The following is a 22,878-nucleotide window of genomic DNA, read 5'->3' as shown; positions in this document are numbered from 1 at the left end:
CACCAATTTCTACCGATCGCCAGCAATCAATAACCTAGCCCCATCGATTCCCACCGCCCGAATCCTGGAGCTTCCCCCGATGAACACCACGGCCCGCCTGCTGCTCGCTGCCCTCACCGCCACCACCATCGCAGTGCTCACCGGTTGCGCCAGCCACCCCGAACTGCGCCCCTACACCGCCGAAGAAACCCGCCAGCTGCAACTCGAGTCCATCCAGCGCCAGAGCCTGTCGCTGGATGAATACGAACTGCGCAAGCGCGTCATCGAGCGCTCCACCAGCCCGCAGGTGGTCACCGAGGTCGCCGAAGCTCAGCCTGCAATCAAAGGCTGAGTTGAAAGACCGGCTCAGCGCACTATCATGGCCCTGCCCGGACTGATCGCCTTCAGTCCCTGTCACCGAGGCTGGCCAATGATCGATCACCTGGACCATCTGGTCCTCACCACCACCGATGTCGAAGCCTGCACCGATTTCTACACGCGCGTGTTGGGCATGCAGCTGGAGACCTTCGGCAATAACCGCCTGGCGCTGCGCTACGGCAACCAGAAAATCAACGTCCATGTCCGCGGCCATGAGTTCGAGCCCAAGGCGCATCTGCCGGTACCCGGCGCTCTGGATCTGTGCTTCATCAGCAAGGTCGGCCTGGAACAGGTGATCGCTCACCTGCAGAAGGTGCAATGGCCAATCATCGAAGGTCCCGTTGCCCGCACTGGCGCAACCGGCCCGATCCGCTCGGTGTACGTACGTGACCCTGACCTGAACCTGATCGAAATCGCCGAACCACTCGGGGCATGAACCGCCCTCGACCAATGGTCGAGTAACCGCCACCTTCGGTAGCCACGTGGCAACCAACGCAGGTATCCTCGCCCGCTCAAGAGCAAGCCTTCCAGGACGGTGACCATGATCAGGCCCCTTCTGTTGCTGACTGTGGCCCTCCTCTCAAGCCCGGCACTGCACGCGCAACAGATCCAGCGCCAATTGGGCGACTTCGACTTCAAGCTCGGCACCATGCCCTCGCGCAGCATGGCCCAGGGGCTGATCTCGCCGAGTGCGGTGGGCGCCTTCCACGGCGGCCTCGACCTCAGCCACTCCAGCGGCTGGTACCTCGGCCAGTACGCGCCGAGCATGGGCGTGACGCCCGATTCCACCCTGCGCCTGGACAGCTACACCGGCTACAAGCACCACTTCGACAGCACCCTGGGTTATGAAGTGGGCCTGATCCACTACAGCCAGCCGAATATCGCCGGCGCCGACAGCTTTGCCTTGTACGGCGGCATATCGGTGCTGGGCAGCCGTTTTGGCGGTGCCTGGCGCGACAATCCGGACAACCGCACCGGCACGCTGTTCGCCGACTTCGGCCAGTTGCCGCTGTTCGATGTCGATCTCACCGTGAAACTCGCCCACCACCGCCTGGGCACGCCCTTCACCATCGGTGACGGCAGCCAGATCAACGGGTTTTCCGACTGGTCGCTGGAACTGTCGCGGCCATGGCTGGGCATCGATCTCAACCTGATCTACAGCAACTCCGACCTCAGCGGCAGCGGCTGCGACGCCTATGCCGGCATCAACGCCTACTGCGAAAGCATGGTCACCCTCAAAGCCCAGCGCAGCTTCTTCTAATGTGCCCTGACTGGCAGCAATGCCAGCGCCACGCCGCCGAGCACCACCAGCGAGGCAAGCAGCAGGCGCAGCGACATCGGCTCGCCGATCAGCACCACCCCGCCCAGTGCGGCGATGACCGGCACACTGAGTTGCATCGTCGCCGCCTGCTGGGCACTGACCTGCTTCACCACCCCGTACCACACCGCATAGCCCGCGCCGGAGGCCAGCACCCCCGAAGCCAGGGCATACAGCAACCCTGCTGGGCTGACATGAGTGCGTGCCAGCACCAGCATGACCACGCCAAGCACTAGTAGCAGGGGCAGACTGCGGACGAAGTTGCCGGCGGTGTCGGCCAGCGGATTGGGCGAACCTTTACCCAGCAGCGAATAGGCGCCCCAGGCCACGCCGGATGCCGCCATCACCAGGGCACTGAGCAGCGGGGGCGCTTCAGCACCGGGCAACAGCAGCAGGACCAGGCCGGCGAACGCGATCAGCATGCCCAGCAAGGTGCGTGCGCTGAGGCGTTCGCCCCTGAGCCAGGCGACGGCGAACATGGTGATCTGCACGGCACCGAACAGCACCAAGGCACCGACGCCGGCACCCAACTGCAGGTAGGCCACGGAAAACAGGTAGGCATAGAGGTACAACGCCAGCCCGCCCTTCCAGCTGCCCCCCAGGGCCATGCCCGGCTTGCGCAGGCGCATCAGCAGGAGCAGAAACACCGCCCCACTGGCCAGCCGCACCATGGTGAACGACTCGGCATCGATCGCCCCGTCGCGCAGGGCCAGGCGGCAGAAGATCGAGTTGGCGGCGAAGGCCACCAGGCTGAACAGCGCTGGCCAGAGCCAGGATTTGTTGCCTTGACCGGCGATGGCGGTAGTGCGGGCACTCATGGTGTGGTCACCTCTGAGATGGAATTTCTTGTTTGTGGGTGTTTTAAAGCCTTTATCGAGATCCCACAACACCGGATCATAGATGGGTGCCTGTACTGGCCCTTTCGCGGGCACGCCCGCTCCCACAGGACTCCACCGAGCTCGAATCTTGCGCTGTACCTGTGGGAGCGGGCGTGCCCGCGAAAGGGCCGCTACAGCCAACCATCGATGCCAGGAAAACCGCCATGCTCCCAGACCGCCTGAACGCCGACCTCACCCTGCCCGCCATCATGCACGGTGCCGACCTGCCCTGGCTGGCCAGCCCGTTGCCTGGTGTCGAACGTCGCCCGCTGTTTCGCATCGGCGGTGAAAAGGCTCGCGCCACCAGCCTGGTGCGCTATGCCCCCGGCAGCCACTTCAGCGCTCACCAGCACCCGGGTGGCGAAGAATTCGTGGTGCTGGAAGGCGTGTTCGAGGATGAGCGCGGCCGTTATCCGGTTGGCAGCTACGTACGCAATCCGCCAGGCAGCGCTCATGCGCCGAAGTCGAGCGAAGGCTGCACGATCTTTGTTCGCCTGCAGCAGTTTCATCGTGAAGATGGCCAACAGCTGGTCGCAACGTTATCGGCGCTGGGCGATCATCTGCTGTTCTCGAACGCCCATGAACAGGTGTATCTGAAGCACGTGCAACCCGGCGCCCCTGTCCATCTGGACAACTCGCGTGGACTGGAATGTCTGCTTCTGCAGGGCAACCTGGCCGGCGCGGACTTCAGCCTTCAGCCGCTGAGCTGGATGCGCCTGCCGGCAGGCACGCCCTTGCAGGCACGCGCCGGCGCTCAGGGTGCTCGTTTCTGGATCAAGGACGCAGCACTCACGCTGGGCCTCTGATCTTGCGCTGTACGCCTCGCCACCCTTGCTCTTGCTCTTGCTCTGCTTTTGCTTCTAAGCGCGTCGCCTGAACTATCGCGCGCTGAGAAGTAAAAGCAGAGCATGAGGTTGAGTGACTGGCTCGGCTGTCGATGCCAGCGTTACCTTCACGCAATCGCCTGGATCAACGCCAGGATGTCGGCCCGGCTGACCGTGGTCTTGCTCAGGGCATTGTGGATGGTAAAGCCTTCGATCAGCGCATCGAGGGCCCGTGCGGTCTTCTCGTCGAAATGGAACTGCAGGGCCTGGCGCGAACGTGCCATCCAGTCATCCATCACGTAGGTGTACTCGGGGTTGCGCGAGACGAAGGTGTACAGCTCGAAAATCAGCAGCATCTGCCCCGAAGCCTTCCACAAGTCGCCGCAGATCAGGTCGGCGACCAGTTCACGGGCGTGGGCGGTATCACGGGCTTCGCCGAGTTGGCGGAAATACTGGTCGGCAATGCCATTGCTCATTTTCACAAAAGCTGCGGCGACGATTTCGTTGATGTTGGCGAAGTGGTAAGTCATGGTCCCGGGCGAAACGCCAGCCTCGGCGGCGATGCGTCGGTAAGTGGCGCAACCGGCACCTTCCTGGCGGATGACCTGCAACGCGGCATCGATGATCACGGCCTTGCTGTCTGCGGTGGTGAGGTCGTGTTTCTTCGGTCTGGGCATGCTCGGCTCGCTGCGGTGAATGCCGGCGAGGATAGCAAGGTTGAGCATGGGGCAAAAATCAAAAAAAGGCGCCCCACGCGGGGCGCCAAACCATCCACCTTTTACCAAAGGAGCTTGAACGCTTCCAAAGGTGAATTCACAGCACAGACAGCGGGTACTCGACGATCAGCCGTACTTCGTCCAGGTCCGACTCGAACGCCGTGGCCCGCGTTGTTGCCTGGCGCACGCGCAACGACAGGTCCTTGGCCGCGCCGCTTTGCACCACATACTTGACCTCGACATCCCGCTCCCAGCGCTTCTGGTCGGTCAATGGATTGCCGTCGGCGTCGCGGCGCATGTAGAAGGCGTTGGCGTTGGAATAGTCGGCATCGGTACCTTTTGCGTAACGGGTCATGAACGACAGCCCCGGCACCCCGTAGGTCGCCATGTCCAGGTCGTAGCGCAGCATCCACGAGCGCTCCTTGGGCGAATTGAAGTCGCTGTACTGGATGGAGTTGTCGAGGAAGATCGAGTCGGACTGGCGCAGGTAGTCGAAATCATCGTCGCCATTGTTGCGCTGGTGGCTCAGCGCCACGGTATGCGCGCCGAAGCGCACCCCGAGTTTCGCGCTCCAGATATCGTTGTCGAACGCGCCCAGGCGCTGCTGGCCTTCATCGACGGCCTTGTAGTAATTCAGGCCACCGATCAGTGCGACGTCTTCAGCAAGTGGCCAGCTGGCACTGGTACCGGCGTAGTACTGGTTCCACACATCCTTGAGCCGGCTGCTGAACAGGCTGACGCTGATGTGCTCGTTAAGGTCGTAGTCGCCACCGCCATAAGCGATCCAGGGCGAGTCCACGGGGCCGCCATAGAAGGTCACGAAGTTCTCGCGCATGTCGCTGGAGACCGGCTGGCTCATCGCATGCAGGCGGCCGGCCTGCAGGGTCAGGTCCTTGAGGCTGGTGTTCTCCACGGTCACCCCGCGAAAGCTCTCTGGCAACAGGCGCGAATCGCCCGCGGCCACCACCGGGTTGGCCGGGAACACATCGCCCACCTTGAGCACGGTATCGAACAGGCGCACCTTGGCGGCTCCACCCAGCTTGCTGTAGTCATCGCGCGCCTGGCCGTCGTGGTCCACCGGCAGCACATCGAACGAACTGCGCCCACCGTTGCGCCCACCGCCGGTGTCCAGCTTGAGCCCGAGCATGGCGAAGGCGTCCAGGCCGAAACCCACCGTGCCTTGGGTGAAGCCGGATTCGTAACGGGCGATGATGGCGTGCGCCCAGGCTTCGGAATAACCATTGCTGGCCGGCTTGGTAGCGTTGTGCACCGGGGCCGGCCCGTCGCGGTTGTCGCGGTTGAAGTAGAGGTTGCGATTGAGCACGTTGAGCGTGCTGCCCTCGATGAAGCCTTCGGCTGCTTCTTGGGCGGCGCTTGCCGATGTACTGACGCCAGACAGCGCCAGGCATGCAGCCAGGGACAGGGGTGCGGTTCGGGTCATCCGAAGCTCCTTGGGGACGTTTTTGTTGTGTCGGCGGAGTCGGAGAGTGGGGCCTGGTGGATAACGCCAAGGTGATCGCAGCATTACAATCGTGTCATGGGCACGCAGCGCCTCTAGCCCGGCATTTGCAACATTCTGTAGGTAATTCCTACATTCAGCAGTGAACCTGCTTACAAAAATACGGTCTGTCCCTGACGGTCAATTCACCGACCGGTTCGCCGGCTCCGTCGCTGATCTACAGTTACCGGGCCTATTTTTTTCTGTTGCAGCGAAGACCCAAAATGCCTGAATCCCGCCCAGCCTCCCTTGCCCTCCCTGCCCTGCGCGGCAGCCTGCTCGCCGCCCTGGTGGCTCTTGCCGTCCCCGCGCATGCCGAAGAGCCGGCCAGCGATGCGCGCTGGGTCAGCGACAGCTTGAGCACCTACGTGCGCAGTGGCCCGACCGATGGCCACCGCATCGTCGGCACGCTCAAGTCCGGGCAGAAACTCACCCTGGTCGGCACCCAGGGCAACTACAGCCAGGTACGCGGGCAGAACGGCGACCTAGTGTGGATCCTCACCAACGACCTGCAGTCGGTGCCTGGCCAGAACGAGCGCCTGCCGCAACTCGACGCACAGGTAGCGGAGCTGTCCGGGCAGCTCAAGACCATCGATGACAGCTGGAAGAACCGCGTGCAGGGCATGCAGGAAACCCTCGACTCGCGCAAGAAGCTCATCGATGAACTGGAAGCGCGCAACCAGGCGCTTAACGAACAGCTCGACCAAAGCCAGTCGAGCCTGCGCGATACCCAGGCACGCCTGGGCGACGAGAACAAGCAGGTGATGATGCGCTACATGGTCTATGGCGGCAGCATCGCCGGGGCGGGCCTGCTGGCGGGGCTGCTCCTGCCGGCGCTGACCCGTGGCCGGAAGAAGAACGACCGCTGGTTCTGATGCTCGATCCGGTGGGGGCTTCGTGGGGCTGAAAGCCTGGCATGGCCGGCCTCTTCACGGGCATCGCCGCGAAGAAGCCGTACAGCCAGGTAACTATCTGCTGCGGGCCTTGTTGTAGATGGTCTTGGCTTGGTCAGCCGAGGCCTGGCATTGGGTATAGTCCCCCTTCGCCTGCGCGTCCTTGGCTGTTTTCAAGTGCTCTTTGAAGTCGTGTGCCATGCCACCATGCAGCCCCGGGCCATCGGCTTTATGGATACTTTCCAGTTCACTGATCTTGGCCGCGCAGTTGCTTTTAGGGTCGGCGTGGGCGGTAAAGCTCAACACAGAGGCAATCACCAGTAGAGGCACGAATTTCATGGATTTCATGGAGCGTTCTCCTGGGTAATCGGAATGGTCATCGAGAGACAATGGCTCGACGCAGAAAAGAGCATAGTCGGCGCAGGCCCCGTGTGTCGGTTCAGATCAGCGGTCGAGCGCCCTCGGCAAACAGGAAGTCGATGAACGCCCGTACCCGCAATGGCATGTGACGGGCCTGGGCGTGGGGCTTGCTGCCGCTACTGGCGCAAGCGCTCCAGCGCCTCCAGCACGAACCCTGTGGCCCGCTCTACCTGCCCCTCCCGGCAGGCGATCCCCAGCTGGCGCCACAACCCAGGCCGCAGCGGCCGGCGCGCTATGCGCCGGTCCAGTTCGGCGCCCTCACCTTCCTGCGGCAACAAGGTCGCGCCATAGCCGGCGCCCACCAGGCTCTTGATGGCGTCGTTGTAGTTCAGCTCGATGCGCGGCTCGGGATACAAACCCGCCGCCGCGAACCACTCCCCCGTCACCCGCGACAGCTGGGTGCTGTTGTCATTGAGAATCAACGCACGCTGCGCCAGCCAGGCGGGGGTGACCTTGGCGGGTGGCTGCCAGTCGGCCGGCACATACGCCAGGATCGGGTCACGCCGCCAGGGCGTGAGCCTGACGCCCTTGCCGGCCACCTGCGGCAGCGCCACCAGGCCGACATCCAGGGTGCCTTCGCGCAAGCGGGCCAGGGAAGCCTGGGAGGTCAGCACCTGAACCTGCACGTCGATACCGGGGTGCGCCACCCGCAGATGCTCAAGGGCCCTGGGTAGCAGATGAGCAATGGCACCCGTGGAGGCGCCCAGGCGCACCCGTCCGGTCAGCCCCTCGACCTGTCGGCGCACCTCGTCCAGGGCCAGGTCGGCATCGGCCAGCAAGCGACGAGCGCGTGTCAGCAAGGTCTCGCCGATAGTCGTGGGGCGCACCTGATTGCGGTTGCGGGTCAGCAGCGGCGCGCCGACCCGCGCCTCCAGCTCGGCCACGTGCAGGCTGATGGTGGGTGGCGCCAGGTTGAGCTGGCGGGCGGCTTCGGCAAAGGAGCCCAGGTCGGCGATCACCACCAGGGTGCGCAGGCGGTCGAGGCTGATTTCGCGCATGGGCGGCGATCCTTGATTCATGAAAACTGAACGTCAGCGTCATGATATTCAAATTTTCTTTGGCAACGCCACAGGCGAGCATAGGCCATCCCCTCCCCTGACCGGACTCCCGACCATGCACACCCCAGTTGTCTTCATCGACGGCGACCAAGGCACCACCGGCCTGCAGATCCACGCCCGCCTGCAAGGCCGTACCGACCTGCGCCTGCTGACCCTGCCCGAAGCCGAGCGCAAGGACCCGCAACGCCGCGCCGACGCCATCAACAGCGCCGACATCGCCTTGCTGTGCTTGCCCGACGACGCCGCCCGCGAGGCCGTGGCGGCCATCGAAAACCCGACCGTGCGGGTGATCGACGCCAGCTCCGCGCACCGCACCACTCCGGGCTGGATCTATGGTTTGCCAGAACTGGACGGGCAGCAGGCCGAGCGTATCGCCCAGGCCAAGCGTGTCAGCAACCCTGGCTGCTACCCCACTGGCGCCATCGCCCTGCTGCGTCCGCTGGTGAAGGCCGGTCTGCTGCCCGCCGACTACCCGCTGAGCATCCATGCCATCTCTGGCTATTCCGGCGGCGGCCGCGCAGCCGTCGAGCGGCACGAGGCAGCGGACGCAGAACACGCCCCGACCTTGCAGCTGTACGGCCTGGAACTGACGCACAAGCACGTGCCGGAGATCCAGCAGCACGCCGGGCTGTCGGCACGGCCGATGTTCCTGCCAGGTTACGCGGCCTATCGCCAGGGCATCGTCCTGAGCATCCCGCTGCAACTGCGCCTGCTGCCTGGCCAGCCTCGCGCCGAGCAGTTGCAGGCTTGCCTGGAACAGCACTACCAGGGCGCCCGCCATGTGCAGGTGATGCCCCTGCACCAGCAAGGCCCGGCCACCCCGCTCGACCCTGAAGCGCTGAACGACAGTAACGACCTGCGCCTGGCGCTGTATGCCAACCCCGAGCACGGCCAGGTGGTGCTGACGGCGGTGTTCGACAACCTCGGCAAGGGGGCCTCGGGCGCGGCGGTACAAAACCTCGACCTGATGCTCGCCGCGATGCGCGGCTAAAAAGGGTTTAGACTGTGCACCCCGCGCCAACCCGGTGCGGGGTGAGCCAACCGCAGCTGGAGCCCGTCCCCCGATGTTCATCCTGAGCCGCCTCGACAGCGTGCCGCCCGAATCCTTCCAGAACCAGATCCGCGAGCTGGTGATCCACAACGTCGGCGATCTGAGCAGTGTCGCCATTCGTGCCGAAAACCCTTTGTATCCGCTGTACCAGTACGGTGTCGGCATGGAGGTGCACCAGTACCTGCAGGCCATGGACGGCACCCGCGGCCTGGCGGTGCAGCTGACCCTGGCCCTGGATGCCGAGGCCCCGGACCAATTGCTCGGTTTCGCCCTGACCTTGCCGGCCCAGGACAACCCACAGGCCTGCGCCCTGGCGTTTCTGGCCGTGGCGCCCAGCCACCGCCGCCAAGGCATTGCCCGTGCCTTGCTGGGTGACGTGCAGGCGCGTTATGCCAGCGTCGAGCTGAATGCCTTTGCCAGCCAGGTGCCTTGGTTCGAGAGCATGGGCATGCAGGCGGTCGCCGCCAGCGGGCCGCAGGTGCTGATGAGCAGCACCGGCCAGGCCAGTGGTGCGCTGATCGGGCGGCTGGACATTGCACCGATCTACCAGACCGCCGAGGTGCTGCAGATTCACACTTACCTGCTCAATCAGCAGGGTGAGGATGCCATGCTCGATGCCGAGCAGCAGCGGGATGAATGGCTGGATGAGTTGACGGTGCAGGCTAAGGAATGTGTACGCCAGCGCAGGTCGGTGCATTGATGTTCTGGGGCTGCTTTGCAGCCCTTTCGCGACACAAGGCCGCTCCTACAAGGGACCGCAATCTCTTGTAGGAGCGGCCTTGTGTCGCGAAAGGGCCGCAAAGCGGCCCCGGCAATCTTCAGGCATGCACCCAACGCCGATGCAGCCCACGGGCCAGGGCATCGAGCATGAACCCGAGTATGCCGATCAGCAGCACCATCGCCATCAGCTCCGAATACGCCAGGCGGTCGCGGGTATCGAGAATGAAGTACCCCAGCCCCGCACTCACCCCGAGCATCTCGCACGGCACCAGCACGATCCACAAGATGCCGATGGCCAGGCGTACCCCGGTCAGCACATGGCCGATGACCCCGGGGATAATCACCTTGCACAGGGTTTCCCAACGCGTGGCACTCAGGCTGCGGCTCAGTTGCAGCCAGCGCGGGTCGAGCTGACGCACGCCAGCGGCAGTGTTGAGCAGGATCGGCCACAGTGCGGCAAAGGCCAACAGGAAGTAGATCGGCTGGTCGCCCACCCCCATCAGCATCACCACCACCGGCATCCACGACAGTGGCGAGATCATCCGCAGGAACTGGAACGCCGGCGTGGTCGCCGCCTCCAGGTGCCGGTAGCTGCCGACCAGCAACCCCAGCGGCACGCCAATCAGCAGCGCCAGGAGCAAGCCGACCAGAATGCGCTTGAGGCTGACCCAGACATGCCCGTAGACCTCGCCCTGGCCCAGCAACTCGACCAGGCTGGCCAGGGTCGCCTGGGGCGAGAAGCGTGCCGACAGACCATCAGCCTCGCCGAACAAGCGCACACCCGCCCACCACAGCACCAGCAACCCCAGCAGGCCGGCCAGACCCAGGCCGGCATGTACGACGTGCTTGCGCATCAGACCGCGAACTCCTCGCTACGCTGGAAGTTCTCGGCAATGCCGAACACCGAAGGGCCACCGACGGCGGCAATGGCATTGCGCACAAAGCGATCGTCGACCAGGTCACGAGCGGTCTGCGCCGGGTCCAGGCCGGCGAGGAAGTTGCTCTCACCTTCGATCAGGGTGTCCTTGAGGCGCTTGACCAGTTCCTCGGTGTAGCTGGGGTATGGGTAGGGCTGGAAGTCGATGCGCTTTTCATCCCACTGCTGATGCTGAATCGCGCCACTGGCAATGTAGCTGGCACGGTCTTCGGCGGTCGGGGCCAGTACCTTGGTCAGCACTGCCGGTTCATGCGGGGTGTACTTGTTGGGGCCGGCCTTGGACAGCAACGCCGCCGCTTCGGCACGGTGGTCGCGGGTCCAGTGCTGGGCCTTGACGATGGCGTTGACCACCTTCTGCGACCATTCCGGGCGGTTGTTCAGGTCGTGCTCGTGCATGAACACCACGCAGCAGGCATGGTTGCGCCAGACATCGCCGGTAAAGCGCTGCACGCGGCCGACCTTGAGGTTCTCGGCCAGGGCATTGAACGGTTCGGCGACGATGTAGCCGGCGATGCGCTTGCTGGCCAGGGCCGGCGGCATGTCCGAGGGCGGCAGTACCAGCAGGTTGACTTCGTTGGTCGCCAGCTGGGCATTGGCAGGCTTCGACACCGGGGTCAGACCGTTGTCGTTGAGCATCTGCTGCAGCACCACGTTGTGGATCGAGTACCAGAACGGGATGGCCACGGTTTTGCCGCCCAGCTGCTTCATGTCGCTGATGTCCGGTGCCACGGTCAGGCCCGAACCGCCGACATGGTTCCAGGCCACCACCTTGGCCGGCACCTTGCTGCCGTAACGTGCCCACACGGTCATCGGCGACAGCAGGTGAATGACGTTGACCTGGCCGGAGATGAACGCCTCGATCACCTGCGCCCAGCTGCGCAGCAGCACCGGGCGCTCGGCCTTGATGCCTTCGGCCTCGAACAGGCCGTTGTTGTGCGCCACCAGCAGCGGCGTGGCGTCGGTGATCGGCAGGTAGCCGATGCGCACCGGCGCGTCGGGTTCGGCGGCGGCGCGGGCCTGCAGGCTGGACAGTAGCGGCACGGCCCCGGCTGCTGTGAGCATGGCGCTGAGTTTGAGGAAATCACGACGCGAAGTGGCGGAACAGCAGTCATCCATGCACATGTGCAGGCTCCGAAGGCAATGAGGTAGGGGAAGGTTCAGCCGTGCGGCTTGCCCGCCGAAGGGTTTTCAGGATTTCGATGCGCAGCGCGCCCAGCTCCTCGACCCGCTGCGTGCGCGGTTGTGGCAGGTCGATGTGCCATTGGCCCAGGATGTGCGCCGGGTGGTTGCCCAGTAGCAGCACCCGGTCGGACAACAACAGGGCTTCGTCGATGTCGTGGGTAATCAGCACCGCCGCCGTGTTGTGAGTGGCGATCAGTTGCAGCAGCAATTGCTGCATGTCGGCACGGGTCACTTCGTCGAGCGCGCCGAACGGCTCGTCGAGCAGCAGTACTTCGGGCTGGCGCGCCAGGCAGCGGGCCAGCGCGGTGCGCTGGGCCATGCCGCCGGACAACTGTGCCGGATACTGGTTGCGCGCATGGGCCAGGCCTACCGCGCTGATGGCATGATCGATGCGCGCCCGGCGCTCGACTGCAGCCAGCTTGGGCTGGCGGGCGAAATCCAGGCCGAAGGCAACATTCTTTTCCAGGCTCAGCCAAGGCAACAGGCTCGGGTCCTGGAAGGCCACTGCCAGGCGCGGGTGCGGCCCTTGCAGCGGCTCGCCGTGCAGGGTCACGCTGCCGCCGCGTGGTTGCTGCAGGCCGGCCAGCACCCGCAGCAGGCTGGACTTGCCGACGCCGCTGGGGCCGAGGATGGTCACCACCTCCCCTGGCCCCAGTTGCAGGTCGAAGCGCGCCAGCACTTCGTGCCAGCCGCCCTCGCGCGGGTAGCCCAGGCTGATCTCGCGGGCTTCGAGTAACGCTTGGCTCATGCGCTGGCGGCCTGGCGATGCAGCTCGGCGCGCAGTTGCACCAGGCTTGGAGTGACGATCGGCACGAACGCCGACTCGCGCCAGCGGCGGGCAAAGCCGGCACCGAACTCATCCAGGTAGGCCTTGCCGCCGCTGGCCTGCAGCTCCAGCTGCACGGCATCGGCCGCACTTTCGGCAAGGGTGATGCGCAGCTTGAACAGCGCCGCCGGCTGGCCCTGGAAGCGCCCTTCGAGCAGGCCTTGCTTGAGCTCGGCCACGGTGTTTTCGAGGCGTTCCTTGAGCACCTGGCGGTGTTCTTCGAGGAACGACAGGCGCCCGTGCAGGTGTTCGTGGACTTCGTGCAGCGACCGCCGCGCCAGGCCGATGGCCATGCCGCACTGCAGGGCGAGAAACGCCGGGCGCACCTTGGGCAGGAATTCGCGGGCGTTTTCATGCAGCAGCCAGTCGCGGCTCAACTCGACCTGATGGAACGCCAGTGCGGCCGTGTTGCTCGATTGCAGGCCCATCAGTTCCAGGTCGTCAGAACGCTCAAGGCCTTGGCTGGCGGAGGGAATGGCCATCACGAAAGGCGAGCCGCCGGCATCGTCCTCGATGGCCGCCGCCACGACGAAGCCGCTCTTGCGCAAGTTGGTCACCCAGTGCAGGCGACCCTCCAGCGTCCAGCCTGCCGCTTCGGGGCGGCCACGCACCTGCAGTGCTTCGATCCCGGAGAGGAATTTCATGGCGTTGGACAACCCGGTGGCACCGGCCAGCTCGCCGGTCAGCAGGCTGGGCAACAAACGCTCGCGCAAGGCCTGGTTGGGGCTTTGCAGCAGGTATTCGATGAATGCGCGCTGGCCCCAGCAGACAAAGGCTGCGGCCAGTGAGCGGCTGGCGATGGCGGCGATGGCTTCGACCGCATGGGTGACCGCACCACCGCTGCCGCCCAGTGCCGGGTCGACACCTATGCGCAGCAGTTGCGATTCGGCGATGTGCGCCAGCACCTGCTGCGGGTCGCATTGGCCCTGGTCGATTGCCTCGGCATTGGCATCCAGCCATTGACGAAATGCAGCATCAAGCATGTCCCTACTCCTTTTGAAATCGCAGGCGCCACCAGCGCCAGGCGTCGATTACGCAGTTGGCTGCCAGCGGTACTTGCTCAGCTCGTCGTTGAGCGGCGTCTGGGCGAACACATTAGCAAAGTTGCACAGGGTTGCGAGACTCACGCCAAGAATCACTTCCAGGGCGTTGCCCTCGGTGAAACCGGCTGCGCGGAAGGCCTGGTAGGTGGCTTCGCTGACATTGCCGCGGGTGGCAATGACTTCACGGGCGAATTCGGCCAGGGTCTCGTAGCGGTCATCCGGCAGTTCGCCACGGGCACGCAGGGCGTCGACCACCTCGGCGGGCAGCTTGGCCTTGTTCAGGGCCACGGCGGTATGGCCGGCGACGCAGAAGTCGCAACCGTGTTGGGTCGCGGCAATCAGTTGCACCACTTCACGCTCGGCCAGGGTCAGCTCGGATTTGCCATTCAGGGCCGAGACGGTGACGTAGGTTTCCAGCGCTGCCGGGGCGTTGGCCAGCACGCCGAGCAGGTTGGGAATGAAGCCGGAGTTCTTCTGGGCGTTTTCGAGGAATGGGCGGGCCGCTTCCGGGGCGCTCTGCAGAGTGTGTAGAGTAATGCGCGAGGACATGGAGTGGTCTCCTTTTGATGGGTGTCGCTACAGTCTGTTGGTTATAAGAATTACCCTCCATATTCATCAGTCGCCTTTCCTTGCTCCTGAGTCTTTGCATTAGATGATTTCATCCAGCCATCTTGTCGATTGGTTATTAGAAAGCCTCGAACTCGACGCCAGCCTGTTCCATGTCGGCCGCTACTGCGGTGGCTGGCATGCCAGCACCCAGGGCATGGGCCGCGCCAGCTTTCACCTGGTGGTGCAGGGCCAGTGCTGGTTGCACATCGATGGCCAGGCCGAGGCCGTGCGCCTGGCAGCCGGCGATGCCGTGTTCCTGCTGCGCGACCTGGGTTATCGGCTGTCCGGCGATCAGGACCCGATTGCGGCCTGTGCCCAACCGCGCCAACCGATGCAGGCACTGGATGCGACGGCGAGCGATGGGGTGGGCCTGGTCTGCGGGTTCTTCGACTTCCGCGCCGGGTTGTCGTCACTGATCGTCGAAGGGCTGGCCAATTGGATCGTGTTGCGCGCCGATGAGCCGGCTGGCCATGCGGCGCGGGCGTTGTTTGGGCTGATTCTGGAGGAGTGCCAGCGCTCGCCATCGCAAACGGTACTGGAGCGCCTGACCCACCTGCTATTTCTGTATGTACTACGCCAGCAGGTACACGGCGGGCAATCGCTGGGCGGACTGGTTGCCCTCGCCCGCCAGCCGGCGTTTGCCGGGTTGCTGGAGCAACTGATCGAGCAGCCTGGGCAGGCCTGGACGCTGGAGAGCATGGCAGCCTGCACCGGGTTGTCGCGTTCGGCGTTCTTCAAGCGTTTCAATGAACTGGCCGGGCAGTCGCCGGGGCAGGTGCTGCTGGCGCTGCGCATGCGCCATGCTTGCCGGTTGCTGCAGGCGGGCAATACCGTGGAACAGGTGGGGGTGCAGGCCGGGTATCAGTCGGTGGCGGCGTTTACCCGGGCGTTTGCCAAGGCCATGGGGGTGCAGCCGGGGGCCTATCGCCGGCAGCATGAACAGCGTTGACCTGTGCTGGCCCATTCGCGGGCACGCCCGCTCCCACAGGGGATTGCGTACCCCTGTGGGAGCGGGCGTGCCCGCGAAGAGGCCGGCACAGGCAGTGGATTCAGACCTGACTGACCGGGATGTCCCCTGCCCCTTTGCCCTCACGCCGCTCACACATCCACTCATTGACCTGCTGCCCGAACCCGGCCGGCGCCTTGCGCCCGAACCGCCGCGCCAGATCAAGAATGGTCTGCTGCGCCAACGCCTCTTCCATGCGCTTCTGCGCCCCCAACATCACCGCGTGAATCGCGCAGGTGCCCTCGGTCGCCCAGCCCGGCGCTGATCCTTCGAACAAGGTGCAACGCTCGCGGATCTCGCGGCAATCGAAGATCTTCTTCGGCCCGTCGATGGCGTTGACGATATCCAGCACGGTGATTTCGTCCGACGGCCGAGCCAGGCGAAAGCCGCCACGCACGCCTTCGGTGGCCGCCACCAGCTTGGCCCGGGCGAGCTTGGTGAAGACCTTGGCCAGGTATTCCTGCGGCACGCCCTGCAACTCCGCCAGGTCGCGCACGCTGGACTCACGGGTATCACCTCGTTCATCCACGAGGTACAGCAGGCAATGGATGCCGTATTCGACGCCAGCACTGTAGAGCGACATATCTATCTCCGACCAACTTTGTCGCAAATATTACGCTGATCACGTGCGCAGCGCAAAGCTGACCTTCGCCATTCGTCGCTATCTCAAGCCCATGCCTTCCCCTTTTAAGCCCTTAATCACAGGCATTTACCCGGCTTTAACCGCGCGTCGACCGCTACCCCTTCGAAAAAAACGCTTGCCGATTAAAACTACGATCAATACAGTCGTAGTTATTCGAGCAGCACAACCAACGCCCTCGAAGCCCTCTTCAACCTTGCGGAGCACTTCCATGAAATCGAACATCCTGATCATCGGTGCCGGCTTTGCCGGTGTCTGGAGCGCCCTGAGCGCCGCCCGCCTGCTCGACCAGGCCCAGCGCGACGACCTGAGCATCAGCGTGCTCGCCCCGCAACCGGAACTGCGTATCCGCCCGCGCTTCTACGAGGCTGACGTGCACAGCCTGAAGGCACCGGTCGGTGAACTGTTCGATGCAGTTGGCGTACGCTTCATCACCGGCAACGCCGAGGCCATCGATGCAGAAGGCCGCAGCGTCAGCTACACCGATGTCGATGGCCAGCGTCAGCAGATTGCCTACGACCGCCTGATCCTTGCCGCTGGCAGCCAGGTGGCGCGCCCGGCGATTCCAGGCCTGGCCGAACATGCCTTCGATGTCGACCAGATGGAGTCGGCGGTGAAGCTCGAGCAACACCTGCACAGCCTGGCCGCCCTGCCCGCCTCGCCGGCACGCAACACCGTGGTGGTCTGCGGCGGTGGCTTCACCGGCATCGAAACCGCCACGGAAATCCCGGTCCGCTTGCGCGCCATCCTCGGCAACGACACTGAAGTACGGGTACTGGTGATCGATCGTGGCACCCGTGTCGGAGCCGCACTCGGTGCCGGCATCACCCCGTCGATCGTCGCAGCCAGTGCACAGGCTGGCGCAGAGTGGCTGACCGGCACCTCGGTGGTGGCGGTGGATGCCGGCGGCGTGACCCTGGACAGCGGCGAGTACATCGCCAGCAAGACCGTGATCTGGACCGCCGGTGTCAAGGCCAGCCCGCTGACCGCCCAGGTCGCCGGCGAACGTGACAACTTCGGCCGCCTCAAGGTCGACGACCACCTCAAGGTGATCGGCCAGGACCACATCTATGCCACCGGCGATACCGCCTGGGCCGCCGTCGACGACCTCGGCAACCACGCCCTGATGACCTGCCAGCACGCGATCCCCATGGGCCGCCACTCCGGCAACAACGCCATGGCCGACCTGCTGGGCGTAGCGCCGGTGATCTACCGTCAACCCAAGTACGTCACCTGCCTGGACCTCGGCGAATGGGGCGCGGCTTTCAGTGAAGGCTGGGAGCGCGAGCTGAAGCTGCAGGGCCAGGAAGGCAAGGACCTGAAGCGCCAGATCAACGGGATGTGGATTTACCCACCGGCCGCCGATCGCGCCCTGGCGCTGGCCGCTGCCGACCCGCTCATCGCGATCGTTTAAACGCAAAATCCTGACAGATCCGTCAAAAAATGACGGATTTGTCGGAACTTGTCGTTACATTGAATGACTGGTCAATATTAATGGCCATATGGCATCATTCAACTAAAAAACAGATTCAAGAGGGTGAGGCACACACTTAAATTTGCAGCGCATCGAGAGCCTGGCACCATCCCCGGTGACCCGGCCAGCCGTCCATGCTCTTGACGCCTGCACGCCAACGTCAAGGAGCATTCCATGCAGTTACGGAATATGAAGATCGGCACCCGCGCTACCAGCGTATTTGCCCTGTTGGGCGCATTGGTCCTGGCCATGGGCCTTATCGCAATCTATGAAACCCGGCAGATGGATGCGGCCACGGACGAAATCCGTGTCACCTGGATGCCCGCCGTGGTTGCCCTCAGTGAAATCAGCACCAACCTCGGCCGCGCCCGCGCCGTCACCCTGCGCGCCGCGCTGGATGACAACACCGGCGAGCGTGCGCGCAACATCGACATGCTCAAGGGCATCAACGAGCAGCTCAGAAGTGGCCTCAAGGATTATGAGGACACCATCATCGCTGCTGATGACCGCGCCCTGTTCAACGCCTTCAACGCTGCCCACCAGCAATACCTCGACCTGCAGTCGCGCGTATTGCAGGACATTGCTGCCGGTCGAATGGACGAGGCCAAGCAGCAGATCGGCGGCCCGCTCAGCCAGTACGCCGACACCATGATGAAAGCCATGGCCGCACTCATTGCCTACAACGGCAAAGGCGCCGAGGATGCCTCGCAGCGCAGCAGCGATGTCGCTGATGAGGCCTTCACCGCGATCATCGCTTCGCTGGCGGTGATCATGCTCGCCCTGGCCGCCATCGCCACCGTGCTCACCCGCAGTATCGTGGTGCCGCTGGCCGATGCAGTCGCCGTGGCCGAGCGTGTGGCCACCGGTGACCTGACCCAGGACATCCGTGTCGTCGGCCGTGATGAACCGGCGCTGCTGCTGCGCGCCCTGAGCCGCATGCAGAACAGCCTGCGCGACACCATTCGCAAGATCGCCGCCTCCTCCGACCAGCTGGCCTCGGCCTCGGAAGAGCTGCACACCGTCACCGAAGACACCAGCCGCGGCCTGCACCAGCAGAGCGCGGAAATCGACCAGGCCGCCACCGCCGTCAACCAGATGACCGCCGCCGTGGAAGAAGTGGCGAACAATGCCGTGAGCACGGCCGACGCCTCGAAAGGTGCCGACCAGACCACCCGCGATGGCCGTGACCAGGTCAACCAGGCCTTGGCATCCATCCAGCATCTGGTCAATGACGTGACGGGCACCTCCACCGAGATCGAACAGCTGGCCAGCAATGCCAACGAGATCAGCCGCGTCCTGGATGTGATTGGCGCAATTGCCGGGCAGACCAACCTGCTGGCGCTCAACGCCGCCATTGAAGCCGCCCGCGCAGGTGAAGCAGGCCGCGGCTTTGCCGTAGTGGCCGATGAAGTGCGCGCCCTCGCCCACCGCACCCAGCAGTCGACAGCAGAGATCGAGCAGATGATCGCCGGGATCCAGAATGGTACCGAGCGGGCAGTGTCGGCGATGCACAGCAGCCGAGGCCGGGCCAACGGCACGCTGGAAGTGGCACAAGGTGCCGGTGAGGCGCTGGAGGTGATTGCCGAGGCGATCGCGTCGATCAATCAGCGCAACCTGGTGATTGCCAGTGCTTCCGAGGAGCAGGCGCAGGTGGCGCGGGAGGTGGATCGCAACCTGGTGAACATTCGCGACCTGGCGATGCAGACGTCGGCGGGGGCGAACCAGACCAGTGCGGCAGCGCAGGACCTGTCGCGGCTGGCCGTGGACCTGAATGGCATGGTGGCGCAGTTCAAGGTCTGATCTGAAACAGCTGGGGCCGCGTTGCGGCCCTTTCGCGACACAAGGCCGCTCCTACAGGAGTATGCGTTTCTCTGTAGGAGCGGCCTTGTGTCGCGAAAGGGCTGCAAAGCAGCCCCTATTACAGCAACAACAATCTATCAATCGTTAACGCTTACAACCCGCCCCGCCTGCTCGGCAGCTTTGCCACGCGTCGCCAGGCAGTAGTAAAGCGGCACCGTCACCAGCAAACCGAACAGCCACGACAAGTCTGCCCCTTCGACGATGTTCGAATACGGCCCCACATACAGCGACGTGTTGGCAAACGGCAGCTGCACCAGGATGCCGCAGGCATAGGCAATGATCGCGTGGTGATTGAAGCGGCCATAGATGCCACCGTCAGCACGGAAGATCGACGCAATGTCGTACTGGCCTTTCTTGATCAGGTAGAAGTCGATCAGGTTGATCGACGCCCATGGCACCAATACCAGCAGCAGCGCCAGGATCAGGCCGATGAACTGGCCGATGAAGCCCGCCGAAGCATTCAGCGCCACCATCCCGCAACCCACCAGGATCACCGTCGCCAGGATCACCCGCACCTTGATGCTCGGCGTCCACTCGGCAATGAAGGTCTGGATCGCAGTGACGATCGACAGCACCGCGCCATACAGGTTGAGCGCGTTGTGGCTGATGATGTTGAGCAGGAACAGCACCATCAGGATCGGGCCCAGCCAGCCGGTAGCCTGCTTGACCGCATCCATCGCGTCGGTGCCGTCCGGCACGCACAGTACCGCGATCGTGCCGAAGCTGAAGCACAGGATGGTGCCCAGGGTGGCGCCGAAGTAGGTGGCCCAGAACGGCTTGGCGATGCCCACTTCACGCGGCAGGTAGCGCGAGTAGTCGGAGGTGTACGGCGAGAAGCTGATCTGCCAGATGATGCCCAGCGACACGGTGGCGATGAAGCCCGACAGGTTGAACGCGCCGCGGCTGAAGAAGTCGGCCGGCAGCTCCTGGACGAACATCATGATGAAGCCGGCCAGCAGTGCCGAACCCATCACCCAGGTACCGATGCGGTTGAGGATGTGGATGAAGCGGTAGCCGATCACGCCGATGGCCGTCGCACTCAGCGCGCCGATCACGATCGCGCCTGGCATCGGCACGCTTGGGGCGATGCCGTGGATGGTCTTGCCCGCCAGGACGATGTTGGAAATGAAGAAGCCGACATAGATCAGCGCGGTGAAGAACACGATCAGCAAGGCGCCGTAACGGCCGAACTGGCCACGGCTCTGAACCATCTGCGGAATGCCCAGCTGCGGTCCCTGCGCAGAGGCCAGGGCAATGAACACGCCCCCGACAAGATGACCCAGCACGATTGCGATCAGCCCCCACAGCAGGTTCAGGTGGAATACCTGGACCACCATGGCGCCGGTGACGATAGGCAGTGGCGCGATGTTGGTACTGAACCAGAGGGTGAACAGGTCGCGCGCCTTCCCATGGCGCTCGGCAGGTGGAACGTAATCGACCGTGTGATTCTCGACAAACTGGTGTTGCGACGACGGTTGGGACATAGGATTTCAGCTCGAAAGGTCGTTTTTATCTTTGTAAGGAAACCGCATCTAGGCGGCCTCTCAGCTGCGGACCATATTATGGTATTCCAAACTTTTGACAACACTGATCCGCAGTAAAAAACGCCCGCTGATCTGCTCACACAACCCCTGCGACAAACCGCCTCAGCGCTCAACGCCACGGTTTACGTGGCCTTGAGCCGTTCATCGTGAAAAACCAGAGCTGAAAATTCCGCTTGCAAAATAGGTATTACGGTATACCATCAGACACATCAACGATAAAAACCGCGGACCACCGCAGCCCTTTAGAGGTACACCAGATGATCGACGCAAGCATCTACAAGAACGTCCTGGGCTCCTTCCCGTCCGGCGTGACCGTCATCACCACCCTGGACGACGACGGCTCGGTCGTCGGCCTGACCGCCAGCGCCTTCTCCTCCCTGTCGATGGACCCGCCGCTGGTGCTGTTCTGCCCCAACTACACCTCCGACTCCTACCCTGTCCTGATCAAGAACAAGCGCTTCGCCATTCATCTGCTCTCTGGTGGGCAGCAGGCCGAAGCCTACGCGTTCGCCAAGAAGGGCAAGGACAAGGCCGCCGGCATCGAGTGGACCCTGAGCGAACTGGGCAACCCGATCCTGGCCGGCGCCACCGCCGTCATCGAATGCGAACTGTGGCGTGAGTATGAAGGTGGCGACCACGCCATCATGGTCGGCAAGGTACACAACCTGATCGTCCCTGAAGACGCGCCACGACCAATGGTCTACTGCCGCGGCAAGATGGCCAGCCTGCCGGCCTTTGCCTGAAGCCTATTCTGAATCGAGACACCTGGCGCCTACCCTGCCCGGCGCCAGACACTTTCAAGCGTTGAGGAAAGCCCCATGAAATTTTCGTTGTTCGTGCACATGGAACGTTGGGATGAACAGGTCAGCCACCGCCAGCTGTTCGAAGACCTGACCGAACTGACCCTGATGGCCGAGCACGGCGGTTTCAGCACCGTGTGGATCGGCGAACACCACGCCATGGAATACACCATCTCGCCAAGCCCGATGCCGCTGCTGGCCTACCTCGCCGCGCGCACCGAGAAGATCCGCCTGGGTGCCGGCACCATCATCGCGCCGTTCTGGAACCCTATCCGCGTCGCCGGCGAATGCGCCCTGCTCGACGTGATCAGCAACGGCCGCATGGAAGTGGGCCTGGCCCGTGGCGCCTACCAGTTCGAATTCGACCGCATGGCGGGTGGCATGCCGGCCACCGACGGCGGCAAGGCCCTGCGCGAAATGGTCCCGGTGGTGCGCAAGCTGTGGGAAGGCGACTACGCCCATGACGGCGAAGTCTACAAGTTCCCGACCTCCACCAGCGTACCGAAGCCGTTCAACGCCACCCCGCCAATGTGGATCGCCGCCCGCGACCCGGACTCGCACAACTTTGCCGTGGCCAACGGCTGCAACGTCATGGTCACCCCGCTGATGAAGGGCGACGAGGAAGTGCTGGACCTGAAGAACAAGTTCCAGGCCGCCCTCGACAACAACCCGGACGTGCCGCGCCCGCAACTGATGGTGCTGCGCCACACCCACGTGCACAGCCCGTCGGAACCTGAAGGCTGGAAAATCGGCGCCCAGGCCATCTCGCGCTTCTACCGCACCTTCGATGCCTGGTTCGGCAACAAGACCACCCCGGTCAACGGCTTCCTCGAGCCGAGCCCTGAGTCGAAGTTCGCCGAAGTGCCGGCGTTCGCGCTGGAGAACATCCGCAAGAACACCATGATCGGCACCCCGGAAGAGATCATCGCCCGTATCAAGTACTACCAGGAACTCGGCGTCGACGAGTTCAGCTTCTGGTGCGACAACAGCCTGCCCCACGCCGAGAAGAAGAAATCGCTCGAGCTGTTCATCAAGGAAGTGGTGCCGGCGTTCGCCTGAATTCCCATTGCCTGAGTCATTGCGGGACACGCCCGCTCCCGTGGGCCCCCGAAGCCCGCGTGAGCGGGCTTTTTTTTGAAACCTGCACCGGCCTCTTCGCGGGCACGCCCGCTCCCACAGGTGTGGTGCAAACCTTGAGGGTTGCGCGGTCCCTGTGGGAGCGGG

24 protein-coding genes are annotated in these 22,878 nt (G+C 63.9%); 12 read left to right on the top strand and 12 right to left on the bottom strand.

Annotation, left to right across the window (positions count from 1 at the left end):
- Positions 1–79: 79 nt before the first annotated feature.
- From N430_RS06380 to N430_RS06370, 3 genes are all read left to right on the top strand, one after another.
- Complete coding sequence (locus tag N430_RS06380) at positions 80–331, top strand: hypothetical protein (protein WP_110634147.1); 252 nt, start codon at positions 80–82, stop codon at positions 329–331.
- 78 nt (positions 332–409) lie between these two features.
- Complete coding sequence (locus tag N430_RS06375) at positions 410–793, top strand: VOC family protein (protein WP_110634151.1); 384 nt, start codon at positions 410–412, stop codon at positions 791–793.
- A 105-nt stretch (positions 794–898) separates the two neighbouring features.
- Positions 899–1,618, top strand: coding sequence for a TorF family putative porin (locus N430_RS06370; protein WP_110634154.1), 720 nt, complete (start codon positions 899–901; stop codon positions 1,616–1,618).
- Here N430_RS06370 and N430_RS06365 read toward each other — a convergent pair.
- Positions 1,615–2,493: a DMT family transporter gene (locus N430_RS06365; RefSeq protein ID WP_110634157.1), complete on the bottom strand. Its 879-nt coding sequence runs from the start codon at positions 2,491–2,493 to the stop codon at positions 1,615–1,617. The two genes, N430_RS06370 and N430_RS06365, sit on opposite strands and share 4 nt — an antisense overlap.
- 224 nt (positions 2,494–2,717) lie before the next feature.
- Between N430_RS06365 and N430_RS06360 the strand changes: the two genes are divergently transcribed.
- The gene (locus N430_RS06360; RefSeq protein ID WP_110634160.1) at positions 2,718–3,359 is read left to right on the top strand and encodes a cupin domain-containing protein; all 642 of its coding nucleotides are present in this window, start codon (positions 2,718–2,720) and stop codon (positions 3,357–3,359) included.
- Between the two features lie 146 nt (positions 3,360–3,505).
- Here N430_RS06360 and N430_RS06355 read toward each other — a convergent pair whose 3' ends face one another.
- Positions 3,506–4,102: a TetR/AcrR family transcriptional regulator gene (locus N430_RS06355; protein WP_110634163.1), complete on the bottom strand. Its 597-nt coding sequence runs from the start codon at positions 4,100–4,102 to the stop codon at positions 3,506–3,508.
- Between the two features lie 88 nt (positions 4,103–4,190).
- Positions 4,191–5,534 carry an OprD family porin gene (locus N430_RS06350; protein ID WP_110634166.1) on the bottom strand — a complete coding sequence of 448 codons (1,344 nt, stop codon included), beginning with the start codon at positions 5,532–5,534 and terminating at the stop codon, positions 4,191–4,193.
- A gap of 281 nt (positions 5,535–5,815) precedes the next feature.
- Here N430_RS06350 and N430_RS06345 point away from each other — a divergent pair, with 281 nt between their 5' ends.
- On the top strand, positions 5,816–6,466 hold the full coding sequence (locus N430_RS06345; RefSeq protein WP_110634169.1) for a TIGR04211 family SH3 domain-containing protein: 651 nt from the start codon (positions 5,816–5,818) through the stop codon (positions 6,464–6,466).
- Positions 6,467–6,559: 93 nt separating this feature from the next.
- On the opposite strand, the gene N430_RS06340 is transcribed toward N430_RS06345, so the two are convergent.
- Both N430_RS06340 and N430_RS06335 read right to left on the bottom strand, forming a co-directional pair.
- Positions 6,560–6,832 carry a hypothetical protein gene (locus tag N430_RS06340; protein WP_110634172.1) on the bottom strand — a complete coding sequence of 91 codons (273 nt, stop codon included), beginning with the start codon at positions 6,830–6,832 and terminating at the stop codon, positions 6,560–6,562.
- 188 nt (positions 6,833–7,020) lie between these two features.
- Positions 7,021–7,902, bottom strand: a complete 882-nt coding sequence (locus N430_RS06335; RefSeq protein ID WP_110634175.1) for a LysR family transcriptional regulator — start codon at positions 7,900–7,902, stop codon at positions 7,021–7,023.
- A gap of 115 nt (positions 7,903–8,017) precedes the next feature.
- On the opposite strand from N430_RS06335, the gene argC reads away from it, so the two are divergent.
- Both argC and N430_RS06325 read left to right on the top strand, forming a co-directional pair.
- Positions 8,018–8,953 carry an N-acetyl-gamma-glutamyl-phosphate reductase gene (argC, locus tag N430_RS06330; protein WP_110634178.1) on the top strand — a complete coding sequence of 312 codons (936 nt, stop codon included), beginning with the start codon at positions 8,018–8,020 and terminating at the stop codon, positions 8,951–8,953.
- 73 nt (positions 8,954–9,026) lie between these two features.
- Entirely contained in the window at positions 9,027–9,713 is a 687-nt protein-coding gene (locus N430_RS06325; RefSeq protein WP_110634181.1) for a GNAT family N-acetyltransferase, read from the top strand.
- Positions 9,714–9,831: 118 nt separating this feature from the next.
- Here the strand turns inward: N430_RS06325 and N430_RS06320 are convergent, their stop codons facing one another.
- Genes N430_RS06320 through N430_RS06300 form a run of 5 tightly spaced genes read right to left on the bottom strand, consistent with a single transcriptional unit; the run spans position 9,832 to position 14,270 of the window.
- A complete protein-coding gene (locus N430_RS06320) occupies positions 9,832–10,587 on the bottom strand; it encodes an ABC transporter permease (protein WP_110634184.1) in 756 nt (251 codons plus the stop codon).
- Positions 10,587–11,792 (bottom strand): ABC transporter substrate-binding protein, encoded by a 1,206-nt coding sequence (locus tag N430_RS06315; RefSeq protein ID WP_110634187.1) that lies wholly within the window; start codon positions 11,790–11,792, stop codon positions 10,587–10,589. Before N430_RS06315 ends, N430_RS06320 begins: the two co-directional genes overlap by 1 nt.
- Positions 11,779–12,600 carry an ABC transporter ATP-binding protein gene (locus N430_RS06310; protein ID WP_110634190.1) on the bottom strand — a complete coding sequence of 274 codons (822 nt, stop codon included), beginning with the start codon at positions 12,598–12,600 and terminating at the stop codon, positions 11,779–11,781. The genes N430_RS06315 and N430_RS06310 overlap by 14 nt, the downstream gene beginning before the upstream one ends.
- On the bottom strand, positions 12,597–13,661 hold the full coding sequence (locus N430_RS06305; RefSeq protein ID WP_110634193.1) for an acyl-CoA dehydrogenase family protein: 1,065 nt from the start codon (positions 13,659–13,661) through the stop codon (positions 12,597–12,599). The genes N430_RS06310 and N430_RS06305 overlap by 4 nt, the downstream gene beginning before the upstream one ends.
- Positions 13,662–13,709: 48 nt before the next feature.
- Positions 13,710–14,270: a carboxymuconolactone decarboxylase family protein gene (locus N430_RS06300; protein ID WP_110634196.1), complete on the bottom strand. Its 561-nt coding sequence runs from the start codon at positions 14,268–14,270 to the stop codon at positions 13,710–13,712.
- Between the two features lie 103 nt (positions 14,271–14,373).
- Here N430_RS06300 and N430_RS06295 point away from each other — a divergent pair, with 103 nt between their 5' ends.
- A complete protein-coding gene (locus N430_RS06295) occupies positions 14,374–15,279 on the top strand; it encodes an AraC family transcriptional regulator (RefSeq protein WP_110634199.1) in 906 nt (301 codons plus the stop codon).
- Positions 15,280–15,379: 100 nt separating this feature from the next.
- On the opposite strand, the gene N430_RS06285 is transcribed toward N430_RS06295, so the two are convergent.
- Positions 15,380–15,919: an Rrf2 family transcriptional regulator gene (locus tag N430_RS06285; protein WP_110634202.1), complete on the bottom strand. Its 540-nt coding sequence runs from the start codon at positions 15,917–15,919 to the stop codon at positions 15,380–15,382.
- Positions 15,920–16,187: 268 nt separating this feature from the next.
- Between N430_RS06285 and N430_RS06280 the strand changes: the two genes are divergently transcribed.
- Positions 16,188–17,390, top strand: a complete 1,203-nt coding sequence (locus N430_RS06280; RefSeq protein ID WP_110634205.1) for an NAD(P)/FAD-dependent oxidoreductase — start codon at positions 16,188–16,190, stop codon at positions 17,388–17,390.
- Between the two features lie 234 nt (positions 17,391–17,624).
- Positions 17,625–19,250: a methyl-accepting chemotaxis protein gene (locus N430_RS06275; RefSeq protein ID WP_110634208.1), complete on the top strand. Its 1,626-nt coding sequence runs from the start codon at positions 17,625–17,627 to the stop codon at positions 19,248–19,250.
- 137 nt (positions 19,251–19,387) lie between these two features.
- Here the strand turns inward: N430_RS06275 and N430_RS06270 are convergent, their stop codons facing one another.
- Positions 19,388–20,794: a cytosine permease gene (locus tag N430_RS06270; RefSeq protein ID WP_110634211.1), complete on the bottom strand. Its 1,407-nt coding sequence runs from the start codon at positions 20,792–20,794 to the stop codon at positions 19,388–19,390.
- A gap of 317 nt (positions 20,795–21,111) precedes the next feature.
- Between N430_RS06270 and N430_RS06265 the strand changes: the two genes are divergently transcribed.
- Together N430_RS06265 and N430_RS06260 are read left to right on the top strand one after the other, a co-directional pair.
- Positions 21,112–21,597, top strand: a complete 486-nt coding sequence (locus N430_RS06265; RefSeq protein WP_054885122.1) for a flavin reductase family protein — start codon at positions 21,112–21,114, stop codon at positions 21,595–21,597.
- Between the two features lie 75 nt (positions 21,598–21,672).
- Positions 21,673–22,713, top strand: coding sequence for an LLM class flavin-dependent oxidoreductase (locus tag N430_RS06260; RefSeq protein ID WP_110634214.1), 1,041 nt, complete (start codon positions 21,673–21,675; stop codon positions 22,711–22,713).
- The last annotated feature ends 165 nt before the right edge of the window (positions 22,714–22,878 follow it).

Origin of the sequence: Pseudomonas sp. CC120222-01a (assembly GCF_003097235.1) — a bacterium.
Classification (GTDB): domain Bacteria; phylum Pseudomonadota; class Gammaproteobacteria; order Pseudomonadales; family Pseudomonadaceae; genus Aquipseudomonas.
This window is presented reverse-complemented; position numbering and strand designations above follow the sequence as displayed.